We start from the raw sequence: 269 nt of genomic DNA, 5'->3' as shown, positions 1-269 counted from the left end.
GCGTTCCCGGTGCTGTGGATCGTCATCATGGCCGTCTGGCTCTACCTGGTCACGGTGCTCAGCGGACGCTTCGAAGACCTCCGCCGCGTGTTCGACGTGAGCGGCGGGGGCGACGTGCGCCTGCAGGCGCTGCTGATCGCGTGCTGCTTCGGCGGCCTGCTTGAGGCGCTGGCCGGGTGCGGCGCACCGGTCGCCATCACCGCCACCATGCTCCGCGCCCTGGGACTGCCGCCACTGCGCGCCGCCGCCGCCGTCCTGGGGGCCAACAC

General features: G+C 72.9%; 1 protein-coding gene. It reads left to right on the top strand.

Annotated features, from left to right (window positions below; translation table 11 throughout):
• A partial coding sequence (locus QCD75_RS22055) for an L-lactate permease (RefSeq protein WP_301231657.1) occupies window positions 1-269 on the top strand: 269 nt, incomplete at both ends.

It is taken from the genome of Arthrobacter sp. PsM3, assembly GCF_030433895.1.
In the GTDB taxonomy this organism is placed as follows: Bacteria; Actinomycetota; Actinomycetes; order Actinomycetales; family Micrococcaceae; genus Arthrobacter.
The sequence above is the reverse complement of the archived record's forward strand: the minus strand, read 5'-3'. Positions and strand labels throughout refer to the sequence as shown.